At 40.6% G+C, this 16,126-nt stretch carries 14 protein-coding genes; 3 read left to right on the top strand and 11 right to left on the bottom strand.

The genetic code is table 11. The features are described from left to right. Nucleotides 1–6 precede the first annotated feature (6 nt). The 6 genes from BUW93_RS13010 to BUW93_RS12985 are packed head-to-tail and all read right to left on the bottom strand — an operon-like array spanning nt 7 to nt 6,166. Nucleotides 7–834 (bottom strand): polysaccharide pyruvyl transferase family protein, encoded by an 828-nt coding sequence (locus BUW93_RS13010; RefSeq protein ID WP_081212172.1) that lies wholly within the window; start codon nt 832–834, stop codon nt 7–9. After that, the gene (locus BUW93_RS13005) at nt 821–2,077 is read right to left on the bottom strand and encodes an oligosaccharide flippase family protein (RefSeq protein WP_081212171.1); all 1,257 of its coding nucleotides are present in this window, start codon (nt 2,075–2,077) and stop codon (nt 821–823) included. Before BUW93_RS13005 ends, BUW93_RS13010 begins: the two co-directional genes overlap by 14 nt. A gap of 10 nt (nt 2,078–2,087) precedes the next feature. After that, on the bottom strand, nt 2,088–3,062 hold the full coding sequence (locus BUW93_RS13000; RefSeq protein WP_081212170.1) for a Gfo/Idh/MocA family protein: 975 nt from the start codon (nt 3,060–3,062) through the stop codon (nt 2,088–2,090). Continuing rightward, nucleotides 3,062–4,168, bottom strand: a complete 1,107-nt coding sequence (locus tag BUW93_RS12995) for a DegT/DnrJ/EryC1/StrS family aminotransferase (protein WP_081212169.1) — start codon at nt 4,166–4,168, stop codon at nt 3,062–3,064. Before BUW93_RS12995 ends, BUW93_RS13000 begins: the two co-directional genes overlap by 1 nt. Beyond that, nucleotides 4,161–4,742, bottom strand: a complete 582-nt coding sequence (locus BUW93_RS12990; protein WP_081212168.1) for an acyltransferase — start codon at nt 4,740–4,742, stop codon at nt 4,161–4,163. Before BUW93_RS12990 ends, BUW93_RS12995 begins: the two co-directional genes overlap by 8 nt. Before the next feature lie 2 nt (nt 4,743–4,744). Further along, a complete protein-coding gene (locus BUW93_RS12985) occupies nt 4,745–6,166 on the bottom strand; it encodes a nucleotide sugar dehydrogenase (RefSeq protein WP_081212167.1) in 1,422 nt (473 codons plus the stop codon). A 1,212-nt stretch (nt 6,167–7,378) separates the two neighbouring features. On the opposite strand from BUW93_RS12985, the gene BUW93_RS12980 reads away from it, so the two are divergent. Then, complete coding sequence (locus BUW93_RS12980) at nt 7,379–7,648, top strand: thioredoxin domain-containing protein (RefSeq protein ID WP_157893329.1); 270 nt, start codon at nt 7,379–7,381, stop codon at nt 7,646–7,648. Between the two features lie 54 nt (nt 7,649–7,702). Further along, a complete protein-coding gene (locus tag BUW93_RS12975) occupies nt 7,703–7,933 on the top strand; it encodes a hypothetical protein (RefSeq protein ID WP_081212165.1) in 231 nt (76 codons plus the stop codon). Nucleotides 7,934–8,151: 218 nt separating this feature from the next. On the opposite strand, the gene BUW93_RS12970 is transcribed toward BUW93_RS12975, so the two are convergent. The 3 genes from BUW93_RS12970 to gmd form a co-directional block, all read right to left on the bottom strand. Next, the gene (locus BUW93_RS12970; protein ID WP_081212164.1) at nt 8,152–8,904 is read right to left on the bottom strand and encodes a hypothetical protein; all 753 of its coding nucleotides are present in this window, start codon (nt 8,902–8,904) and stop codon (nt 8,152–8,154) included. Between the two features lie 729 nt (nt 8,905–9,633). After that, nucleotides 9,634–10,560: a GDP-L-fucose synthase family protein gene (locus BUW93_RS12965; protein ID WP_081212163.1), complete on the bottom strand. Its 927-nt coding sequence runs from the start codon at nt 10,558–10,560 to the stop codon at nt 9,634–9,636. Between the two features lie 92 nt (nt 10,561–10,652). Next, nucleotides 10,653–11,768, bottom strand: coding sequence for a GDP-mannose 4,6-dehydratase (gmd, locus tag BUW93_RS12960; RefSeq protein ID WP_081212162.1), 1,116 nt, complete (start codon nt 11,766–11,768; stop codon nt 10,653–10,655). A gap of 315 nt (nt 11,769–12,083) precedes the next feature. Between gmd and BUW93_RS12955 the strand changes: the two genes are divergently transcribed. Beyond that, a complete protein-coding gene (locus tag BUW93_RS12955) occupies nt 12,084–13,358 on the top strand; it encodes a carboxypeptidase-like regulatory domain-containing protein (RefSeq protein WP_232778363.1) in 1,275 nt (424 codons plus the stop codon). A gap of 329 nt (nt 13,359–13,687) precedes the next feature. Here BUW93_RS12955 and BUW93_RS12950 read toward each other — a convergent pair whose 3' ends face one another. Further along, on the bottom strand, nt 13,688–14,653 hold the full coding sequence (locus BUW93_RS12950; RefSeq protein WP_081212160.1) for a DUF4382 domain-containing protein: 966 nt from the start codon (nt 14,651–14,653) through the stop codon (nt 13,688–13,690). Between the two features lie 329 nt (nt 14,654–14,982). After that, nucleotides 14,983–16,126 (bottom strand): T9SS type A sorting domain-containing protein (locus BUW93_RS12945; RefSeq protein WP_157893328.1); only part of this gene is annotated, 1,144 nt, incomplete at its 5' end.

The raw sequence follows: 16,126 nt of genomic DNA, 5'->3' as shown, positions 1-16,126 counted from the left end.
AAATAACTATTCTGAGTATTCTTTTTTGATTTGAGCGGTAAGAGGCCTCAAGTTAAGCCTTACTTTATGTAGATTGCAATTATCAATTAAATCTTTAATAATAATATTTTCTCCAATGTCGTATGGAGTTTTTGTTGCTCTATCTATTGATTGAAAGTAGTCTAAGAATTTAAAATCTCCTCCAACAACCTTATCACTAAACTTTATCCAAGCATTTGGTATACCATATGCATCGCTTACAATTAATCCATGCAAAGAACTTGAAGCAACTTTTTCGCATCGTAAGAGTTGATCGATAACCAAAAATGGGTCTGGATTACAAATATCTATAACTAAAACATTATCATCATTGATATGTTTTAACCTATCATCATTAAAATCAACATAATGTGGAATAATCCCTAACTTATATTTTTTGTCAATTTTCGGATTGTATATATTAGGCATTAGTAGTGCGGGATCACCATAAATTTCGGGACATTCAATGTTCAACTCTAATAGTCGTTTTCTTGTTTTTGGTCCTCGAACGGCAAGAATTTTTTTAGGAGGCCCTATAACAAAAGATTTATCTTTTATAAATCCAGCCCCCCAAACAATAGAATTTTTATTCGCTCTATTTAAAATAGATCCAATGCCTAGTAAGTGTGTTTTATTAGTGTATGCAGTTGCTACCCGTTTAGTTTTTTTATCAGTTAAATACTCAACAACAATTGGATTAAGAATATCTCCGAAATTATTTTTTTTAACTGCATAATCTATCTTTATTGCGTTGGGATAGATTAAATCGTTAATAGAGTATTGAAATCTTCGAATAGACTTTTTAATGTGAAACATTTAGATTTTTTAATTTAGTTTGAAGCTTAATGAATAGTATACTTTTCCAAAATATGGTAGAAATTAAAGTAGAAACTGCAGCCCCTGAAATTCCAAACTGAGGTATAAGTAAAATATTCAATAAAAAGTTAAAGATGAAAGCAAAAAACAGTACATTTCTAACATATACCTGCAAATCCATCATATTTAATATATATAATAGAGGACCAAAAAATATATTAGCCAAGTTCATTGCTACTACTAGATAGAAAATATTTTTAAGATCCTTAAAGCTTTCTCCAAATAAACCCAAGAAAAAATTCGGAAAAATTACTAATATTAAAATAAAGGGTAAAGAGGATATAATGATTAACCGCGTGGCTTTGTTATAGTGTAATTTCAGTTGCTCAAAGTCTCTTAATGCGTATGCCTTAGATATTTTGGGGGTTATATAACTTGTAACAGATGATAACACGAAAGTAACCATTATTGATAATCTAATACATGCAGAGTAGTAACCTACATTTTCTTCGTCAATAAAGTATCCGATCATAAACTTATCTAAGTTCCCCATAAACAAAAGGATGGATGAAGTTAAGAACATGTGGTAACTATTTCGAAGTATTGGATTTGAGTATTTCGTAGTTTTTAAAAAAGAAAGATTTTTCTTTTTTAAAAAGAAATACAAGATCGAAAGAGAGACGATAAATGATATAATAATACCATAGTTTAAAGCATCAATAATATTACCAAGGTTCAGTAATATTAATAAAAGCATAGCACTTACTAGCGAAAGTTGAAATAGTAAGTTCCTAATAAAAGAAAAAACTACTACATTTTCATAAGCTCTCAGTATTTCAGGTATAATAGTAAAGAATGTATAAGGCAATAAGAGTAGAGAAATCCAAATAATATACTCAATAGCGTCAAATTCTTTGAAAAAATAATCATCAAGCAGTGGTGCTAATATAACTAATAATGCACCAATAATAATGCTTGATAAAGTTATCCTGAAAAAGGATTTTCTTAAAAAACCCGTCACCTGATTTGGCGTATTTAGTGAGGGAATTATTTTTAAAAAATAAATGTCTATCCCCACACGCGAAATCATAGAACTAATTTGAATAATAGTGAAAAGGAGATTGAAAACACCTAGATATTTTGCACCATAAAGATTAGAAAGTAGAAGATTCACTAGAAGCATCATACCAGCTCCAGCTATTTTAAAAAAAAGTATCGTAAACGAACCCTTTATTAATCCCATTCTACACTTACTAAAATGTTTGAGAAAAAGGATGCTCAGTCAATTCTTTTCCGGCAAAAGGATGATAATCACCTTTTAATCCAATAGGTTTAGAATTTCTAATATTATGAACTAGCTCGATAGCTGTTCTCGCATCTTCTAAACCGTAACCATCACCATCTAAGACACCTTGATAAACTTTGGTGTGTAAATCTGTAAAGCCCCCACTAAATTCAAGTTCTTCTCCCTCTATCGTAATAGACCTATAGGTTCTCTGTCCTTTTAGCTTAATTTCCTCAGGTAGCACATCATAATTAATGGATAAAAACCATCTTACTCTGGCTCTTTCAAATTCTAAATAACCCGCGGCTCTGTCATGAGTTTGTACATGAACGTCATTTCTTTTTAGCTCACCAAAAACCCAGGATAACATATCATAAAAATGCACTCCAATATTTGTGGCTATACCACCAGATTTATCCTTATTTCCTTTCCAGGAAGTATAATACCAGTTTCCTCTTGAAGTTAAATACGTAAGATCTACATCGAAAATTTTATCTTTTGGAGCAGCCGCGACTTTTTTCTTAAGTTCGATAATGCTTTCGTGAAGCCGTAACTGCAAAATATTCCATACCCTTTGCCCCGTTTCCTGTTCCATGTATTGAAGGGCATCTAAGTTCCACGGGTTTAAAACCAAAGGTTTTTCACATATAGCATCAGCCCCCCTTCTTAAAGCCATTCTTATATGTGAGTCGTGAAGGTAATTTGGAGTGCAAATACTAAAATAATCTGGAGAAATATTTTGCTCATGCCTTAGCTTTTCAATGTGCCTATCAAAACGCTCTGTTTCTACGAAAAAGTCAGCATCCGGAAAATAACTATCCATAATCCCAACACTATCAAAGCGATCTAGCGCAGCAAGCAAATTGTTATTCGTATCTTTAATAGCTTTTAGGTGTCTTGGAGCGATATATCCTGAAGCACCAATTAGGGCAAAATTTTTCATTATAAAGCGGTTTTTAGTTGGTTCGATATATATTCTATTTCCTCATTCTTTAAATAAGGATTCATAGGTAAACTCAGAATTTCATTTGAGACTTTTTCTGCAATCGGAAAATCTCCTGCAGCATATTCCAGGTATGCAAAGCATTCCTGCAAATGCAAAGGTCTAGGGTAATGAATGGCTGTGGGTATTCCTGCTTCTTTTAGTTCTTTCGCTATCACATCTCTGTTCTCCACCCTAATAGAATACTGTGCCCAAACAGATGTATTTGTATCCAGAAGCATTGGCGTTATAAGGGAATCAGAAAGCAGCTTAGAATATTTTTCTGCTACCCGTTGGCGGTTCATTATATCTTTCTCGTAATGTTCCATTTTTACATTAAGAACAGCAGCCTGAATGGTATCCATCCTGCCCCCCATCCCAATATACTTATGGTGATAGCGTTCAGTTTGACCGTGAAGACGAAGGCTCTTTATCTTTTCTGCAAATTTCTCATCACTGGTAAAAACTGCTCCTCCGTCTCCGAAACAACCCAAGGGTTTTGCCGGGAAAAAACTGGTGCAGGCAAAGGTGCTAAGATTACAACTTCGTTTTCCTTTATAAGTCGCACCAAAACTCTGAGCCGCATCTTCAATAACAATTAGATTATGTTTTTCGGCAATTGCATTTATAGTATCCATATCGGCGGTTTGTCCGAAAATGGATACAGGCATAATAGCTTTGGTACAGGAAGTTATTTTTTCTTCAATCTTTGCAGGATCGATATTATAAGAAGTATCTTCAATATCTACGAATACCGGTTTTGCCTTTAAAAATGCAATGGTTTCTGCAGTTGCAATGAAGGTGAAAGGAGTAGTGATAACTTCATCCCCAGGTTGAATATCCATTGCCATTAACGCAAGTAAAAGAGCATCGGTTCCCGATGAACAAGAGATAGCAAATTTAGCTCCGGTAAAATCTTCTAATTTTCTCTCCAGGACACTAATGGGTTCTCCCATAATATAGTTTGAATTAGAGAGGACTTCTCCTATGGCTTCATCAAAATCAGCCTTATGTTCTTGGTATGCCAATGAAAGATTAGCAAAATCGATAGTAGTAGGTTTATTCATTAATCTTTGCGACCTTATTATTTGTTAATCTATAAACCTGTTTAGTTTCAGGGCATGTTCCCAGACCGTTTTCATCAAATTGAAGTTTATGCCCATATTCACTTACCCAACCAATTTGTTTGGCAGGATTACCTACCACCAGGGCATAATCCAGGATAGTTTTGGTAACCACAGCACCCGCTCCTATGAAAGCATATTTTCCAATATCATTGCCGCATACTATAGTTGCATTGGCTCCAATAGAAGCACCTTTTTTTACCGTGGTTTTAGCATATTCCGCTTTTCTATTAACCGCACTTCTTGGATTAATTACATTGGTGAAAACCATAGAAGGCCCAAGGAAAACATCGTCTTCGCAAATTACTCCGGTATAAATGGAAACATTGTTCTGCACTTTAACGTTAGTGCCTAAAACAACCTCTGGAGAAATAACCACATTCTGGCCTATATTACAGCGTTCCCCAATTATACAGTTGGGCATGATATGAGAAAAATGCCAGATCTTTACTCCTACAGCAATTTCACAACCTTCATCTATTACAGCTGTTGGATGTACAAAATATTTATCTTCCATTTCTATAATTTATTATTGGCTTTTTCACCCAAAACCCCCTTCACATCATACACCACCGCCTCTTCATTTTTAAGAACTTCAAAATTGAGATCTAAAAACTCCTTATGAGCTACCGCTAAAACAATTGCATTAAAATTTTGCTTAGGTAGCTTGTTCGTTGTTTTTAATGTATATTCATGTTTCACCTCGGCAGGATTTGCCAGGGGATCGTAAATAGTAATGTTGGTGCCATAAGATTGCAGTTCTTTTACCACATCAACCACTTTGGTATTCCGCACATCTGGGCAATTCTCTTTAAAAGTGATTCCCAATACCAAAATGTTGGCACCTTTTACTTTAAGATCGTTTTGCAGCATCAATTTGATAACTTCTGAGGCTACATATTGCCCCATAGAGTCGTTCATACGCCTTCCAGCAAGAATAATCTCCGGGTGATAGCCCAGTTCCTGGGCTTTTTGCGCTAGGTAATAAGGATCTACCCCAATACAATGCCCACCCACAAGACCGGGTTTAAACGGCAAAAAGTTCCATTTGGTACCCGCTGCTTCCAAAACATCGTTGGTATCGATCTCCATCTTATTAAAGATCTTAGCCAACTCATTGACAAAAGCGATATTAATATCCCGTTGCGAGTTTTCTATAACCTTAGCAGCTTCAGCCACTTTAATAGTCGGTGCTAAATGCGTCCCGGCAGTGATCACATCTTTATATAAAGCATCTACTTTCTCACCAATCTCGGGTGTAGAGCCTGCCGTTACTTTTAATATTTTTTCTACGGTATGTTCTTTATCTCCAGGATTTATACGTTCCGGCGAATAACCCACAAAGAAATCTTCGTTGAATTTGAGTCCGCTGCTTTTTTCCAGCACCGGGACACATTCGTCTTCAGTCACCCCGGGATAAACTGTAGATTCATAGATCACGATATCACCTTTCTTTAAAACTTTCCCTACGCTTTCACTGCTCTTATATAGCGGAGTAAGATCGGGGCGGTTGTTTTTGTCTATTGGGGTGGGTACGGTGATGATGTAGTAGTTGCAATCGGCAATATCTTCCAGGTCAGTCGTACAATAAAGCCCCGTAGCAGCAGGTGCAACTTCAATTGCAACATCATTTTCCTCCACTTTCCACTCTCCACTTTCCACTTTTCCCTTCATTTCAGAATCCACTTTCCACTCTCCTCTTCGAGTGTTCTGAAGAGCACGGGAGTGATCTTCAGAATGTATCGAGAAGTCCACTAAAACGGACTGAAGAATATCATCCTCCACTTCCAGGGTAGAGTCGTGACCACGCCTAAGCTCCGCCACTCTAGCCTCATTAATATCGTATCCTATCACAGGAAACTTCGTCGCAAAAAGCCTCGCCAGGGGCAGCCCTACGTAGCCTAAGCCAATTATGGCTATTTTAATGTTTTCTTTGTTCATGTTGTTAGTTAGTTTCAATCCGTGTAATCAGTCTAAATCCGTGTAATCTGCGTTCCGTAGGAACATGAGCATAGCTAGTAACATTTTCTCAAATGTTTCAATCTGGCAATTAAAAACTTAGGAATTTTACCGCCGGAATGCGGTTGTGATTTACACCATAATTAATTTAGGTCTCTTGCGGTGTAGGGAATGCAAGATTAGTCGTTAGTTGTTAGTCCGTAGACGATAGATTGGGTTTTTTATTAGTCTGTAGTCGTTAGACTTTAGACGGTAATTTCTGTTAGTCGTTAGATTGTAGTCGTTAGACGATATTTTTTAATCTCTACACGGTAGTGGTTAGGCCTTAGATCTAGACTTAGTCTGTAGACGGTAAACTTTTATAGTCAAGAAGAATTCACTTTCCACTCTCCACTTTCCACTCTCCACTTTCTACCGACTAAAAACTAAAGACTACCGACTAAACCAGGTACGGCTTCGCCGCCGTGAGTCACATTCCTGCTTCTCCTCGAAACCTTAAATTGCTGTTAAATAAACCTTTAAGAAAAACGCAAAGGTAAAGGGCTTTTGGCTTAAATAATTACGGGAAACCGTAATAAAGACGTGTTCTCTTAAGGGACTGCAAATATAAAGTTTCACATTTCTTTAAGACAAACTTAATTTGTTAATTTTTTTGTGATTTGTACACAAAGTGATCAGTTGGTAGTCGCTGGACTTTAATCTGTAGTTATTTGGAGGTGATGCTGTGATACTGTGATCGAGGGACGTTGTGATGGAGTGACGCTGTGATGGAGTTAATTGGTTAATTGATTAATTAGGGATTCGTTAGTTCGTTAGTTCGGGAATCGTTAATTCGTTAACTCGGGATACCTCGTTTCTCGACTTATCCCCTCGTTGAGTTCGGTAAATTCAAAATGCGGGAACGGATTGAATTTGTATCGAGAACAGCTTAGAAGTAAGAACTCCCCAAGACTTCTCGATACTTTTTTATTCCGCTCCCGCTTCATAAAAAAACTCGAAGTCAACGCCCGATTTTAAACTAACAACCTAAATAAAGACCAGAGACTAAAAATATCGATGAATGGTTCAGTATTTTTAAAAAAACCATAAAAAACCACCTACTTATCTAATTTTTAGTATATTACATCACTTCCCTACATCAAATTTCATTTTTCAGAGGATAATCAAGCAGTATTAACCAAAAAATCCTTTGCCATGAACAGACTATGTATTTACTCTCACGATGTAGCGCAAATTATGGGTATTAGCCTGAAATCAGCTCAGAAAAAATTAAGACTCATCCGCACTCACTACCACAAGGAAAAACATCAATGTGTAACTATAGATGAATTCTGTGAGTTCACCGGCCTAAACACACTCAGGGTATATAACGAGATCAACCGTATCAACTCCTATACTGCAACTCCCGGCAAATCCCGGGTTTCGAAAGGAATTTATCAAACACAATTTCCTGATAATTCTTAAGCTTTACAAAGGCAATTTCTCATCCTTTTCTTTGCCATATTTCCAATTGGATAGATGAATCTGGTACCTTACTATCCCCCAGGCGAAGTATTCCTGAAAACCGAAGAAACAAACCTTGAACGCCGCAGGAATCTTAAAAATGCGGATCAAAGAATAGCCCCTCTGAGCGAAGTGAAGAAAAATGAGCGAAGCGAATTAAAAACATTTGAACAACAAACCCCAAACAATAAACCATACCCCAAACCGAGACCAGAAACTTCCAACAGAGAACAGAGAACCGTATAAAAGGTTTCGACCATCCTCCCTCCGGTCGGGCTCAACCTGACAATCCAAAATCCACATTGAACATTGAACGTTGAATACCAAACTATAAACACGGGAGGAAACCGATAACCCAAAACCCACAACAGAGAACTGAGAACTGAGAACCGAACAAAAAAACCCCCACCTTTTTTTAAAAAAAAGCAGGGGTTCTCAAATCTGAAAACAGATTCCTTTTCAACCTAAGCGGTAGCCAGAATACACAGGGAATTAAACGCCCCGTTACGCAGGCCGTACTGCACCGTATTCACCTCCTGAAAGAACTCTGCTAACAGCAAAATAAATACCACCCCAGTACCGCCGGGAACCGAATCCGGTATCAGACTAACATCCGTAGACGTGTTGTCCAGAGCCAGGTTTTCAACCGGACTCACACTACATTCATAAGTGCCTAACCCAAAATCAGTCTTCACATAAGCCCCTTGCAGACTAACATGAGTAGCTCCTTCCGGGCTCACGATGTCACGGTTTGGAATAAAGTTAGGAATACCTACCTCTCCGGTAAGCGTATCTATGCTCACCACCGCTTTTAGGATGCTGGCCAGAGGCGCGTTAATATTGAAATTAAAATCATTCAATAAAGCCAATGCCTCCGGATCCTGGATTCCAACCGCAACGCTACGCTGGCCACGTACGCTGGTGCTGTCAAATTTCTGAATCTCACTCATCACTTTGGTCAACCTGCTGGTTAGGCGATTGTCCTTTGCCCTTTGTAAGATGTCATTAACCGATTGTCGCATAAGTTTACCGGCCTGTGCATTGCTGGTGAACTCGCTCATGTTCTCCCGGGTTCTCGCAAAAGCCGGATCCCTAAGGATTCGTTTTTTGGATACTCCGCTTTTGGTCTTTACTAAAGACCCGTCCTGTGTTTTGTAGAACGTTATGTTGTCTAACGTTCCCTCGATCTTTGATAAGATCCCATTGTTTTTTCCCATAATATAAAATTTAAAGGATTAATAATGAGACAAACCTATAACACATTGTAATACAGCGCAATAGCAGGGGCGTCATCACGACCCTTTTAATCCTTAATCCCACTTTTTACTACGGAAAACACCTGCCTTGGCATTAAAAAACCTTTGAAGCAACATTCAAAACTTCAATAACCCCAACCGGCCTCCCAAACACCTTTTTTCCCTTAAAGCACCCAAACTTCCTCTCCCGTTACCTTTCAGAACCCCATATTCTCACACAACCCCTTTATTTGCAAGGCCTAAGCCCTATCTTCTCCCTACCTTCTTCCTATCTACGCCCTACCTGCTCCCTACCAAGGACTGTTTACATACCATAACTATTTTAAAATCCGTCATGCTGAACTTGATTCAGCATCTCATCCTGAAAATCAAACTATGGCCCTGGATGAGATTCCGGGTCATCCCGATCGCTATCGGGAGGAATGACGGAAACAATATAAATAGTTAAAATCACCGAACCTTGAGTTCGAGTGGTCCCGATGTAAATCGGGATCGTATCGAGAACAGCTTAGAAGTTCCAAAACCTTTTGGATCTTTTCTCTACTTTCCACTCTCAATTCCCCATCCAAAGGATTGCCACGTCAACATTCTCCTTCCAGTCAGATGTTTCCTCGCAATGACGGTCTTGACACTTGAAGAAAAGAGAACAACAACCCCCAAACAATAAACCACAAACCAGGAACTGAGAAATCACAACTGCTTACAATACCAGGTATAAGTATTCCTGATCCCTTCTTCCAGCGAAGTACTTGCTTCCCAACCTTCAGCCTTCAGCTTGCTCACATCCAGCAATTTTCGGGGTGTACCATCGGGTTTGGTCTTATCCCATCTAATCTCCCCGCGATGCCTCACGATTTCCTGGATTAACAGAGCCAGTTCTTTTATACTGATTTCCCTGCCTGTCCCTACATTGTAATAGCTTTCCGGGAGCTTATGTTCCAGGACAAAGTGTACCGCATCGGCCAGATCGTCGGCATACAGAAACTCCCGCAACGGACTCCCGCTACCCCAGACTTCTACGGGCTCATTTCCGTTTATCTTTGCTTCGTGAAACTTCCGGAGCAAGGCCGGCAAAACGTGTGAGCTCTCCAAATCGAAATTATCATTGTAGCCGTAAAGATTAGTAGGCATCAGACTGATAAAATCCTTGCCATATTGTTTCCGGATGGCTTCACAGGCCTTTAGCCCCGCGATCTTGGCGATTGCATAGGTCTCATTGGTTGGTTCCAGGGGGCCGGTGAGCAGGTATTCCTCCTTAATGGGTTGCGGGGCCAATTTGGGATAGATACATGAGCTTCCAAGATAGATAAATTTCTGCACCTCCAGCCTGTGGGAGGCTTCAATAAGATTATTCTGAATCTGCAGGTTCTCCACCAGGAACTCATAGGGATGGTCCCGGTTTGCCAGGATTCCTCCCACCCTGGCCGCGGCAGCTATGACCACATCCGGTTCTTCCTGCTCAAAAAAGGCTTCCACCGACTCCTGATGCCTCAGATCCAGTTCCCTGGAAGTTCTATCTATAAGATTGGTAAAGCCTTCAGCTTCCAGTTTCCGCCAAATAGCCGAGCCTACCATTCCCCTATGACCGGCGATGTATATTCTAGTGTCTTTTTCCATTTAATGTTCTCGTTTTTGCTGGATGATCCTGTCCACCCATGGATTTTCTTGATTCCGCGGATAATCCGTTTAAATCAGTGTAATCTATAAAGTTATTCGAAATAATTCATCGTCGAATAGCCCCCATCTTTGAGATGTTGTTCCTTTTTCATCAATTCCACATCGCTTTGCATCATTTCCTTAATCAGGCTATTCAGGTCATGATCCGGGGTCCAATCCAGTTTGGTTCGGGCCTTGGTAGCATCACCTCTTAGCAGGTCAACTTCCGCAGGGCGGAAATATTTAGGATCAATACTCAACACCTCTTTTCCCGGTTCCAGCTGAAAGTCGGGATCTTCACATTTAAGCACATAAGCTTTCTCCTCTGCTCCTTTTCCTTTGAATTCCAGGCTGATTCCCACTTCGGCGAAGGCCATTTTCACGAAATCACGCACCGAATGGGTCTCCCCGGTGGCGATCACCCAATCTTCCGGCTCTTCGGCCTGCAGGATCATCCACATCACTTTCACATAGTCTTTGGCGTGGCCCCAGTCCCTTTTCGCATCGAGATTGCCCAGGTAGAATTTATCCTGCAGCCCCAACGCGATCCTGGCAGCCGCCCGAGTGATCTTGCGCGAGACAAAGGTCTCACCCCGGCGCGGTGATTCATGATTGAAGAGGATACCATTGGCAGCAAACATCCCGTATGCCTCGCGGTAGTTCACCGTGATCCAGTAAGCATAAATCTTCGCCACCCCATACGGACTCCGGGGATGGAAAGGAGTATTCTCCGATTGTGGCGACTCCTTTACCTTCCCGAACAACTCTGAAGTCGAAGCCTGGTAAATTCTGGTCTTTTTCTCCAACCCCAGCAGCCTCACCGCATCCAACAAGCGCAGCGCTCCAAGGCCATCGGTATTCCCGGTATACTCAGGCATCTCGAAAGAAACCTGCACGTGACTCATCGCTGCCAGGTTATAAATCTCGTCGGGTTGTATCTCCTGAATGAGTCGGATAAGGTTGGTACTGTCGGTCATATCACCATAGTGTAGGATAAAATTCCTGTCTTCCTCATGAGGATCCTGATACAGATGATCCACTCTGTTGGTGTTGAATTGCGAGGCCCGCCTCTTTATTCCATGAACTATATACCCCTTCTTTAGAAGGAACTCACTCAAATAAGCCCCATCCTGCCCGGTCACCCCGGTGATTAATGCTACTTTCTTCATACTTTTATAATTGCGCGGATTATAAGGGATTCCGCGGATATTTCGGATTCTAATATACTAATTAACCTGCTTCCGACATAAAACAGTATTTAATTGGCAGTGGCCGGAGGTGTTACGTGATATTGTGACTGAAGAATGGAGAGAAAGAAAATAAACTAATTTGCAAATGTAGAATTTGATGATTTGGGAACTGGGATTGCTTAAATCAATAATCCGGCACCATTACCTGATACCACCGAAATTAACACTTGTACAACTTAAAAATTAGTTAAAAATCAGTATCTTAGAGAGTATAAAACCGTAACGATTACTACTGTGAAAAGATATTTTATTACCATATTCTTGGTGCTGGCGGCGCTGTTTTCGTTTTCCCCGGAAACGCACGCAGCCACGCTTCTCCAGGACCTGCAACAGGACCAGGAATACACCGAATATAAAGGCCGGGTGCTAAGCAGCGACCGGGAAAGACCTGTGGGCTCTGCCCAACTTACTGTTCTCAATACCAATATTGCAACTGTTACCAATGCTGATGGAGAATTTTCCCTGAAGGTTCCTTCCAATATCGGATCGGCGATTGTGCGGGTAAGCTACCTGGGCTTTGAGAGCAAGAACGTAGCCCTGGAATACTTCAGCGAAGAAGGCACCGAGATCTTCCTGGACCCTTCCGTAGAGGAACTCAGTGAAATCAGTATCTTCCAGGCAGAAGATGCCGGGAAGCTCGTTAGAAGCATGCTAGCCAAGCGTGGGGATAATTACCTTGATCGTAACACGAATATGACGGCCTTTTACCGGGAGAGTATCCGTAAAGGACGCAAGAACGTTTCCCTAAGCGAGGCGGTAATTAAAATTCATAAGAAACCTTATACTTCTTCCGGCAAGGAAGATATAGAGCTGATTAGAGCCCGTAAAACAGCTGATTATGATAAATTGGATACCCTGGCACTTAAATTACGCGGGGGGCCATACAACGCCCTCTTTGTAGATGTGATGAAATATCCCGAATATGTTTTTTATATCGATGATATCAGCGATTACAGTTTTAGCTTTAATGAGCCTACCCAGATCGATGGCAGGTATCTTTATGTGGTGAATTTTGAAGCGAAAGAAAGAAGCGCTCCCTGGTATTTCGGAAAGCTTTATATAGATGCGCAATCCAATAGTCTGGTGCGGGCAGAACTCAACTTAAACGTCGATAACCGTTCGGTAGCCTCCAGGCTCTTTGTAAGTAAGAAACCCGGGAGCACGCGGGTATACCCTATTGAGGTGAAATATCTGATTGACTACCAGCAGCAGGACGGAAAATGGTTTTACGGCTACGGGAGCGCCGACCTTACTTTCGTCGTAAACTGGAAACGGAAGTTATTTAATTCCCGGTATTATGTACATAGCGAAATGGCCGTAACCGGATGGAAACCGGATCCCGGAGATGTCAACCCGAGAAGAAGCGACAGCTACCTGAAGCCCACGGTGGTCATGACCGATGACGTATCAGGCTTCAGCGACCCGGAATTCTGGGGCAGCAATAACATCATAGAACCCGATAAGGATATACAGAATGCGATAGAAAAGATTAGGGAGCAGCTTGATTAGTTTAAAGTTTTTAGTCGATGGTCTTTAGTCTCTATTCCCAATAGCTATTGAGATTAGTCCATAGACAGTAATCTTTATTTGTTGCCGGTTTTCGGCTCATTCTTTTCTTGCCGTAAATTATCTAAAATTGAGTTTTTAATCTGAAACGGGCTTACATAATTAGCAGACTCCGATGTCATCCTGAGTCAAGCAAAGGATGAGACCCAAGTTAATATCGGAATTAGTCAAATATTTAATTCCGGGTTGGATTATTTTAATTAAGCCCGGAGCAGAAAATAGAAAAAAAAAGTCCCGCCAATGGCGGGACTTTGCTTTTTATATAACAGACATTACAGGTTCAGCAAACCTATAATCACAACCTCAAGATTTACTTCGGTATTGGCATCAACAGAAAGATCCAGCAGGTCTAGATCCACATCAGTAGCACTAGCTGCCTCCAGCTCTCCCTTGAATTCCAGTTGCTCATCGGCATCGGTATCTTCATAAGATACAAAGTGCAATTCATAATCGCCTTCTTCTATAAAATGAAGTTCAAAGTCTCCACTACCTTCAGCTACTACAGTACTGTTCACCGCATTGGCGAACCTCAATCCCTCCTCATCGGCAGAGGTTTCAGATTCTCCATAAGCTCCGGTTTCGTAGGCGTAAACCACTACGGCATCTGCGCTGGCAGTACCAAAATCAGACACATTCCCGGTGATGGTTCCGGTTTCGATGCTGTTCACCGCACGAATGCTGTTTGACAGACGATTATCTGAAGTAAAGCTATATTCCCCACTTTCATTGGTTACCACCGCCTTTCTAAGGTCAAAATCCAGTACTACAGCATTATCATTGCTCTCGTGGATTTCCACATTATCACCAAGGCTTAGCTCATTAGACGAACTCGTCAAGGCTTTCTTTTCTCCACTGGTTGTAAGCACATAATTACCAGGAGCTTCTCCTGAGGCATCGGTCTCGTTATCCAGTACCAGAGTGATATCAGAGGTTGTTCCGCTCTCCAGGTCCAGGCTACCTAATAATTCAGCTTCCCCGCTTTGCAGACTGCTCACCTCGATGGTGGTTTTCTCAAAACCTTCAATGGCCTGGCCGTTGATCATCACCTGGGCCACAGTCACAAATACTCCTTGCACTTCAGCATTATCTACCGGAGAGTCTGTTAGGTACACCTGTGTCTCATAGGTCTGGGCATCGGGTTCTCCCGTTCCCAGATCACCTTCATCATCTGAACATGAGACCAAAAGCCCCATGGATAACATCAAAATTCCTGTTTTAAATAAATACTTTAAATTCATAGTTGTTTAATTTTATCGTCTAAGACGACGGATTTGGGTTACACTTAATTCAGGTATTTCTAAATCATACCTTCTGCTTTGCCTTTAAAACGCACTTAGGTTAATGCTATTATTTTGAAGTATCATTTTACGAGCAGTTTAACAGGTTTTCAGAAAGATTTAAGACGGTTTTTTGGGCGTGCCCCTACGCGTCGGGCTATCCGCGTTACACCCTAACTGCTCCTATCCCTCACGCTGGCTGTGACTCCTTATGGAGGAAGCATACAAAAAAGAAGCAGCCGTTTTACCGGCTGCTTCTCCATTCAACTAAGTAATTAACCTGATTACTCTCATTTACCGTTGCCTGAAATTACAGTTTTACTATAGCGGTTACCATTTGCGATAACATTTACTATATAAACCTGATTACTTCTCAAGGCAAAGTCTACCTGAATTGTAGTTACATCTCCTTTAGTAACTCCATCTGCTCTATAGGAACGTAAGAATTGTCCTTTAAAGTCATAGATCTCAATAGTTGCATCAGCAGTGAACTCAAAGTCATACTCTATATTAAGAACCTCAGTAAAGGGTACCGGATATGCAGAGAAGCCATCTGTATTTGTTTCTGCTGATTGAGCTTCCACTGTTGAAGCAGTTTTATTAGGTTTTCCTTCAGGAATACAAGCCTGCATAGCGCTAAACCTCTTGTTTAAAGTATAAACCCCAGGAACACTTTCTGCGCGTAGATCCTCAATTATTTCAGAATATTCACTGGTACATACATCGGCATGCGCAATTAAGTAGAATCCACCACTTACTTCAATATTCTCGATGGTGTAACTGCTTACATAACCTATATCGCCATTCGGGTTCATGTTATACTGTCCGGGAGCAACGGTGTAACTGTAATTTTTGCCTTGTTTCTTATATTGAAGAGGCTCACATCCAACATATAGATGTACAGAACTTAGAATATAATTTTCATAGGCTGTAAAAGTCACATCAATAGTGCCATTTTCATTGTCATAGACAGTCACTTCTCCAACGGCCGCATCTTTTATGTTACATTGAGCTGCACCTGCGTATAATTTCAGTTCAGCCTCAGCTGCATCAGCTGCACTATCATAAAAGTTTGTCCAACCCCAACGACTATCATTTGGTATCATCTCAGGGTATTCACTGAAGCAGAAGGAATTATCCTCTCCATCATAAGCAAAAGCAGTTTCACAGGTTATGCATTCCTGTACGCTTACAGTAATACTTGCTATACTATAACAAACATTATCTCCATAAGTCAACTCACTGCGCACCCAGTAGATATTCTCTCCCAGATCCGGAGTAACCACAGAACTTAATAAAGCTCCTGTATCAGTGTCTGCATCAGTCATACTAGTATGGTAAGTTAACTCTCCACCATCAGGATTGGTCACATACATAGATAGATCAATTGAATCGCCCACACAAATGAAATCTGGATCTGTGGTTGTGATATCA

This window comes from Salegentibacter sediminis (assembly GCF_002078605.1).
Taxonomy (GTDB): domain Bacteria; phylum Bacteroidota; class Bacteroidia; order Flavobacteriales; family Flavobacteriaceae; genus Salegentibacter; species Salegentibacter sediminis.
The sequence above is the reverse complement of the archived record's forward strand: the minus strand, read 5'-3'. Positions and strand labels throughout refer to the sequence as shown.

What these genes read in the sequence shown, in the direction of transcription:
- BUW93_RS13005 (WP_081212171.1), bottom strand. Translation starts at nt 2,077, where the DNA reads ATGGGATTAATAAAGGGTTCGTTTACGATACTTTTTTTTAAAATAGCT.
- BUW93_RS12985 (WP_081212167.1), bottom strand. Translation starts at nt 6,166, where the DNA reads ATGAACAAAGAAAACATTAAAATAGCCATAATTGGCTTAGGCTACGTA.
- BUW93_RS12995 (WP_081212169.1), bottom strand. Translation starts at nt 4,168, where the DNA reads ATGAATAAACCTACTACTATCGATTTTGCTAATCTTTCATTGGCATAC.
- BUW93_RS12975 (WP_081212165.1), top strand. Translation starts at nt 7,703, where the DNA reads ATGAATCTGGTACCTTACTATCCCCCAGGCGAAGTATTCCTGAAAACC.
- BUW93_RS12970 (WP_081212164.1), bottom strand. Translation starts at nt 8,904, where the DNA reads ATGGGAAAAAACAATGGGATCTTATCAAAGATCGAGGGAACGTTAGAC.
- BUW93_RS13010 (WP_081212172.1), bottom strand. Translation starts at nt 834, where the DNA reads ATGTTTCACATTAAAAAGTCTATTCGAAGATTTCAATACTCTATTAAC.
- BUW93_RS12965 (WP_081212163.1), bottom strand. Translation starts at nt 10,560, where the DNA reads ATGGAAAAAGACACTAGAATATACATCGCCGGTCATAGGGGAATGGTA.
- BUW93_RS12990 (WP_081212168.1), bottom strand. Translation starts at nt 4,742, where the DNA reads ATGGAAGATAAATATTTTGTACATCCAACAGCTGTAATAGATGAAGGT.
- BUW93_RS12950 (WP_081212160.1), bottom strand. Translation starts at nt 14,653, where the DNA reads ATGAATTTAAAGTATTTATTTAAAACAGGAATTTTGATGTTATCCATG.
- BUW93_RS13000 (WP_081212170.1), bottom strand. Translation starts at nt 3,062, where the DNA reads ATGAAAAATTTTGCCCTAATTGGTGCTTCAGGATATATCGCTCCAAGA.
- BUW93_RS12980 (WP_157893329.1), top strand. Translation starts at nt 7,379, where the DNA reads ATGAACAGACTATGTATTTACTCTCACGATGTAGCGCAAATTATGGGT.
- gmd (WP_081212162.1), bottom strand. Translation starts at nt 11,768, where the DNA reads ATGAAGAAAGTAGCATTAATCACCGGGGTGACCGGGCAGGATGGGGCT.